Origin of the sequence: Shigella sp. FC1544 (assembly GCF_001722145.1) — a bacterium.
GTDB lineage: Bacteria > Pseudomonadota > Gammaproteobacteria > Enterobacterales > Enterobacteriaceae > Escherichia > Escherichia coli.
Genome location: NZ_MECT01000112.1, coordinates 1 through 6,556 on the forward strand (window position 1 = coordinate 1; position 6,556 = coordinate 6,556).

At 52.0% G+C, this 6,556-nt stretch carries 6 protein-coding genes and 3 pseudogenes; 4 read left to right on the top strand and 5 right to left on the bottom strand.

The window, feature by feature from the left end:
* The coding region (locus tag BGK49_RS25840; RefSeq protein ID WP_047664789.1) for an IS1 family transposase at positions 1 to 165 on the bottom strand (165 nt) is incomplete at its 3' end.
* A 64-nt stretch (positions 166 to 229) separates the two neighbouring features.
* On the opposite strand from BGK49_RS25840, the pseudogene BGK49_RS08095 reads away from it, so the two are divergent.
* From BGK49_RS08095 to BGK49_RS08105, 3 genes and pseudogenes are all read left to right on the top strand, one after another.
* A pseudogene (locus BGK49_RS08095) lies at positions 230 to 1,638 on the top strand (MFS transporter).
* A complete protein-coding gene (locus tag BGK49_RS08100; RefSeq protein WP_005028588.1) occupies positions 1,616 to 2,395 on the top strand; it encodes an adenine nucleotide alpha hydrolase family protein in 780 nt (259 codons plus the stop codon). The pseudogene BGK49_RS08095 and the gene BGK49_RS08100 overlap by 23 nt, the downstream one beginning before the upstream one ends.
* Positions 2,392 to 3,252, top strand: a complete 861-nt coding sequence (locus BGK49_RS08105; RefSeq protein ID WP_005043923.1) for an electron transfer flavoprotein subunit alpha/FixB family protein — start codon at positions 2,392 to 2,394, stop codon at positions 3,250 to 3,252. The genes BGK49_RS08100 and BGK49_RS08105 overlap by 4 nt, the downstream gene beginning before the upstream one ends.
* Positions 3,253 to 3,399: 147 nt before the next feature.
* Here the strand turns inward: BGK49_RS08105 and BGK49_RS08110 are convergent, their stop codons facing one another.
* From BGK49_RS08110 to queD, 4 genes and pseudogenes are all read right to left on the bottom strand, one after another.
* Positions 3,400 to 3,975, bottom strand: coding sequence for a glycerol-3-phosphate responsive antiterminator (locus BGK49_RS08110; protein ID WP_001130249.1), 576 nt, complete (start codon positions 3,973 to 3,975; stop codon positions 3,400 to 3,402).
* Positions 3,976 to 3,991: 16 nt separating this feature from the next.
* Positions 3,992 to 4,252 carry a ferredoxin family protein gene (locus BGK49_RS08115; protein WP_000109371.1) on the bottom strand — a complete coding sequence of 87 codons (261 nt, stop codon included), beginning with the start codon at positions 4,250 to 4,252 and terminating at the stop codon, positions 3,992 to 3,994.
* Positions 4,243 to 5,510, bottom strand: a pseudogene (locus BGK49_RS08120) (FAD-dependent oxidoreductase). The gene BGK49_RS08115 and the pseudogene BGK49_RS08120 overlap by 10 nt, the downstream one beginning before the upstream one ends.
* Positions 5,511 to 5,587: 77 nt before the next feature.
* On the bottom strand, positions 5,588 to 5,950 hold the full coding sequence (gene queD / locus BGK49_RS08125; RefSeq protein WP_000108294.1) for a 6-carboxytetrahydropterin synthase QueD: 363 nt from the start codon (positions 5,948 to 5,950) through the stop codon (positions 5,588 to 5,590).
* 328 nt (positions 5,951 to 6,278) lie between these two features.
* Between queD and BGK49_RS08130 the strand changes: the two are divergent.
* Positions 6,279 to 6,556 (top strand): annotated as a pseudogene (locus BGK49_RS08130) (transposase); the annotation flags it as partial.

The following is a 6,556-nucleotide window of genomic DNA, read 5'->3' on the forward strand; positions in this document are numbered from 1 at the left end:
TTTCTGGTGCGTACCGGGCTGAGAGGCGGTGTAAGTGAACTGTAGTTGCCATGTTTTACGGCAATGAGAGCAGAGATAGCGCTGATGTCCGGCAGTGCTTTTGCCGTTACGCACCACGCCTTCAGTAGCGGAGCAGGAAGGACATCTGATGGAAATGGAAGCCACGCAAGCACCTTAAAATCACCATCATACACTAAATCAGTAAGTTGGCAGCATTACCCGTTCCGCGATGACGGGGCGTTGCCTTTTCGGCTTCTCAGGCGAGAAGCCGTTCTTATTACCGGACAATGAAGGGGTAAAGATGAACACTTCACCGGTGCGAATGGATGATTTACCGCTTAACCGTTTTCACTGCCGCATTGCTGCGCTCACTTTCGGCGCACACCTGACCGACGGTTATGTTCTCGGCGTCATTGGTTACGCCATTATTCAGCTTACGCCCGCCATGCAACTGACGCCGTTTATGGCGGGAATGATCGGCGGCTCGGCGCTCCTTGGTTTGTTCCTTGGCAGCCTGGTTCTTGGGTGGATCTCCGACCATATTGGTCGCAAAAAATCTTCACCTTCAGCTTTTTGCTGATTACGCTTGCTTCGTTTTTACAATTTTTTGCCACCACGCCAGAGCATCTTATTGGACTGCGCATTTTGATTGGCATTGGTCTGGGAGGCGATTATTCAGTAGGTCACACCTTGCTGGCTGAATTTTCCCCGCGCCGCCATCGCGGTATTTTGCTGGGCGCATTCAGCGTGGTGTGGACCGTAGGCTATGTGCTGGCAAGTATTGCCGGACATCACTTTATTTCCGAAAACCCGGAGGCCTGGCGCTGGCTACTGGCATCGGCAGCTCTGCCCGCGTTGTTGATTACGTTATTACGCTGGGGAACGCCAGAATCACCACGCTGGCTACTGCGCCAGGGGCGTTTTGCAGAAGCTCACGCTATCGTGCATCGCTATTTTGGTCCCCATGTTTTACTGGGCGATGAAGTGGTAACGGCGACCCATAAACACATCAAAACCTTGTTCTCTTCGCGTTACTGGCGGCGCACGGCGTTTAACAGCGTCTTCTTTGTCTGTCTCGTAATCCCATGGTTTGTGATTTATACCTGGCTGCCAACTATCGCCCAGACTATTGGTCTGGAAGATGCGCTGACTGCCAGCCTGATGCTTAATGCGTTGTTAATTGTGGGCGCGCTGCTGGGATTAGTTCTGACGCACCTGCTGGCACATCGCAAATTTTTGCTGGGAAGTTTTTTGCTGCTGGCGGCAACGCTGGTAGTAATGGCCTGTTTGCCTTCCGGCAGTTCATTAACGCTGCTGCTTTTTGTTCTCTTCAGCACCACCATTTCGGCAGTCAGTAATCTGGTGGGCATTTTGCCTGCGGAAAGTTTTCCTACTGACATTCGCTCGCTGGGCGTCGGTTTTGCCACCGCCATGAGTCGACTTGGCGCGGCGGTAAGTACTGGCCTGCTGCCGTGGGTGCTGGCGCAGTGGGGAATGCAAGTCACCTTATTCCTCCTGGCGACAGTGTTGTTGGTTGGTTTTGTTGTGACCTGGCTATGGGCACCAGAAACTAAAGCCCTCCCGCTGGTGGCGGCGGGAAATGTAGGAGGTGCGAATGAACATTCTGTTAGCGTTTAAAGCCGAACCGGATGCCGGAATGCTGGCGGAAAAAGAGTGGCAGGCGGCGGCTCAGGGTAAAAGCGGACCGGATATTTCGCTACTGCGAAGTTTACTCGGTGCTGATGAACAGGCCGCTGCCGCGCTGCTGTTGGCGCAGAGAAAAAACGGTACGCCGATGTCTTTAACCGCGTTGAGCATGGGGGATGAACGGGCATTGCACTGGCTGCGCTATCTCATGGCTCTTGGGTTTGAGGAAGCTGTATTGCTGGAGACGGCGGCAGATCTGCGCTTTGCGCCGGAATTTGTCGCTCGCCATATTGCCGAATGGCAGCATCAGAATCCACTGGATCTGATAATTACCGGCTGCCAAAGCAGCGAAGGGCAGAATGGGCAAACGCCATTTTTGCTGGCGGAAATGCTGGGCTGGACCTGCTTCACCCAGGTGGAGCGTTTCACTCTCGACGCGCTGTTTATCACCCTCGAACAGCGCACTGAACATGGGTTGCGTTGTTGCCGGGTTCGCTTGCCTGCGGTGATTGCCGTGCGTCAGTGCGGTGAAGTGGCCTTGCCAGTACCGGGAATGCGCCAGCGAATGGCTGCGGGGAAAGCAGAAATTATCCGTAAAACTGTTGCTGCCGAAATGCCAGCGATGCAGTGTCTGCAACTGGCAAGAGCAGAGCAACGACGCGGAGCGACGCTGATTGATGGGCAAACGGTAGCAGAAAAAGCTCAAAAGCTATGGCAGGACTATTTACGCCAAAGGATGCAGCCATGAATATCGCAATTGTGACAATAAATCAGGAGAATGCCGCAATAGCAAGCTGGCTGGCGGCGCAGGATTTCAGTGGTTGTACCCTGGCGCACTGGCAGATTGAACCTCAGCCTGTAGTGGCGGAACAGGTGCTGGATGCGTTGGTGGAACAGTGGCAGCGAACGCCTGCGGACGTTGTTCTCTTTCCGCCGGGAACGTTTGGCGATGAACTGTCGACCCGGCTGGCCTGGCGTTTACATGGTGCAAGCATCTGCCAGGTGACTTCGTTAGATATTCCAACCGTAAGCGTGCGCAAATCCCACTGGGGAAATGCGCTAACGGCGACGCTGCAAACAGAAAAACGCCCGCTATGCCTTTCCCTGGCGCGTCAGGCGGGAGCAGCGAAAAACGCCACGTTGCCCTCTGGAATACAACAACTGAACATTGTCCCGGGTGCGCTTCCCGACTGGCTGGTTAGCACAGAGGATCTGAAAAATGTTACTCGCGACCCATTAGCTGAGGCCAGACGGGTGCTGGTGGTGGGGCAGGGCGGAGAGGCAGATAACCAGGAAATCGCTATGCTGGCAGAAAAGCTGGGAGCCAAAGTGGGCTACAGTCGGGCGCGAGTGATGAACGGTGGCGTTGATGCTGAAAAAGTGATTGGTATTTCCGGACATTTGCTGGCACCTGAGGTGTGTATTGTTGTTGGCGCTTCCGGCGCAGCAGCGTTAATGGCGGGCGTACGCAATAGCAAGTTTGTGGTGGCGATTAATCATGACGCCAGCGCTGCGGTATTTTCACAGGCAGATGTTGGCGTGGTTGATGACTGGAAAGTGGTGCTGGAGGCACTGGTGACAAACATTCACGCAGATTGCCAATAATGTGTTGCCGGATGATCCTGCCTACGGTTCTGGCCTGGGGACTTGTAGGCCTGATAAGACGCGTCAAGCGTCGCATCAGGCGCTGAATGTCGGATGTGGCGTGCGGCCTACAAATCAAACCAAATTCAATTGGTTACGATTATCCCGTCAAAGTAATTTTTTCGCTAACGTCCAGACCCCGGTATTCGTGGTGGAAAGCGCCACGACACCCGCGTTAATCGCATTACACGCATCTTCTTCATCGCACACCAGCCCACCGGTAATCAGCGGTTGGCGGATTTTCTCTGTCACCCAGCCCAGCACTTTGGGCATACAGCCTGGCAGGATCTCAATACAATCCGGATTCGATTGCGCAACTTGCTTATCAATGTTGTGAAACGAAATTGAATCAACAATAAACAGGCGATGAATACAGAAAAAACCTTCCGCTCTTGCCGCTTTCAACATTGAGGCTTTGGTACTGATAATGCCGTCCGCCTCGGTCACCAGTTTCAAAAACTGAATCACGACTTCTTTATTTGACGCGCCTTCCAGCAAATCAACATGAATAAAAGCATATTTCCCGGCGTTCTTAATCTTTTTAACGATATTACTGATGGTGCAGATATTGCCGTACAACACGGAAATAAACTGGCATTCAGAGTCGATTGCCAGTTGCAGGTTGGCATTATCTTTAACGGCAGCAATCACCGGATTCTGGCGGAGCAGGTGTAAGAGGGGCATAAATTATCTTTATTATTTATCCAAAGCGGTAGGTGATGCCGAATCCGGAAGGCGGATAGCGCCACTGTTGTAGTGTGGATTCGTCGCACAGCAAACGGCAGGTGCCACACTCCAGGCAGCCGTGATAATCAACGCGTAAGTCACCTTCCGGTGTGAGCGAAAAAAGACCTGCCGGACAGGCGTTAATCAACCATTGTACCATCTGACGCTCAACGGAGTCAGCCGGAACAATGTGCGGCGCATCAGCAACGCGCCAGAGATTATGGGCTACAGACATCGCAGACTCCTGATAACATCGCCCGCCAGATGCCACAGGCCATGACGACGTAAATGACGCCAGAATAACTGGCGCAGCGGTGGAACAGGTTTATCACCCTGATCCCATAAATCGCGGGAAATATCCTGCATTAACGCAGGCCACGCCCGATACCAGCCAGGGCGTTGCAAAAGCGCCGGAACATGCTGATAACGTTGTAGAACATCCCATAGCAGGCTGCGCTCTACGTTGTGATGATAAAGCGCAAACAGATTTTGCGGCTCGCGGTGCTGGCAGGCGCTTATCAGCGTTTGTGCCGCCTGCGCGCCAGTCAGCGCCATATCCATGCCGCGCACGGAAATTCCGGTATTGACGCAACTGCGCAACGCATCGCCCACCAGCTGCCAGCCGTTACCGGCGTATTGCACCGGCATACTGTGCAAGCCACCTTCTGGCACCAGATGCGCACCATACTCCAGTGATTCCGTGTTTTTGATAAGCGGGCGCACTGCCGGATGCGCTTTAAAGCGAGTCAGCAGCTCGCTTGCCGGAACATGACTTTGCGTAAGGGAAGAGAGCGGGCAAACAATCCCTAACGAGAGCGTTTGTTGATTAGTATAAAGAAATGCGCCGCCGGGTAAGTCATCACAGATTCCGCCGCTGAACAGCAACGCTGCGCCTTCGTTATTCTCCAGATGAAAACGTTCTTCAATAGCGGATGTTTCCAGCGACAGCACTTCTTTGATCCCCAACGCCATCGCTTCGCCAGCAGGACGAGTCACTAACCCGTGACGTTCAGCCAGGACGCTGTTGGCACCTTCTGCCAGCACCACATAACGGGCGCGGAGAATATCGTCACCACAAATAACGCCACAGACTCTGCCGTTTTCTTCATACAGTGCATCCACCGTCGCTCCGGGGATACATTCGACACCTTCTTTTTCGGCTTCGGCAACCAGCCACGGATCGAACCGTGCACGTAATACACTCCAGGATTCACCGCCGGGCTGTAAGCTGGAAAACGTCGTTACGCCATCGGGCGTTAACAGGGAAAGGCTTTCGTGAGTGATGCGTCGTTCAAGAGGCGCGGTCAGATGAAACTGAGGGAGGAGTTCCGCGAGTGCATGGGTATATAACCGTCCGCCGGAAAGATTTTTGCTGCCGGGGATTTCAGCGCGTTCCAGTAACAAAACGGATAAACCCGCTCGCGCGCAGCGTAACGCGCAAGCGTGCCTGCAATACCGGCACCAATAATAATAATGTCGCAGTCGTCTTCCATGTCATGCCCCAGATATCCTGAACACAATACCCTAACATAGCGTTACTTAAGGGAAATTGACCGCCGACACACTCTTATCATTCGCCGCGATAGATACAACCAGCGGTGCAGGTTTCTTTTACCATCACCGCACTTAACAGCGGCACAACGGGTTTAACCTGATCCCAAATCCATTTTGCTAAAACTTCGCTAGTTGGGTTTTCCAGACCTGGAATATCATTGAGATAATGGTGATCGAGGCGCTCATAAGTTGGCTTAAACGCCGCTTTTAGTTCAGCGAAATCGATAATCCAGCCCGTATGCGGATCGACTTCCCCGGTAATTTCCAGTCGCACCATAAAGGAATGCCCGTGCAGGCGACCACATTTATGCCCTTCCGGGACGTGTGGTAAGCGGTGAGCGGCTTCGAAGGTGAAATCTTTAAATAACGTGGTGGACATCATAATTTCTCTACAGGACGATAAAACCGCCGTAGAGTACCGGAAAGGCTGTTTTTTCGCATTATCTAAAACGACTTTGTTGCGCAAAATCGCTGATTTATCTTAATGATTGGCTAAATTCATTTGTTTTTCATTGGGTTGGTTAATCTATTTTGTTGTTAAAGACTATTGCTAAAACAGGTTAGTCGATTTGGTTATTAGTTATCGCTATCCCGTCTTTAATCCACACCGTTCACCCCGTTAACCTTATCTTCTTTGAAGTGGCACACTGAATTTGGCCACCTGAACAGAGGTGATATGCTCACCTCAGAACAACACAGGTGCTCCAATGAAAAAAAGAAATTTTAGCGCAGAGTTTAAACGCGAATCCGCTCAACTGGTTGTTGACCAGAAATACACGGTGGCAGATGCCGCCAAAGCTATGGATGTTGGCCTTTCCACAATGACAAGATGGGTCAAACAACTGCGTGATGAGCGTCAGGGCAAAACACCAAAAGCCTCTCCGATAACACCAGAACAAATCGAAATACGTAAGCTGAGGAAAAAGCTACAACGCATTGAAATGGAGAATGAAATATTAAAAAAGGCTACCGCGCTCTTGATGTC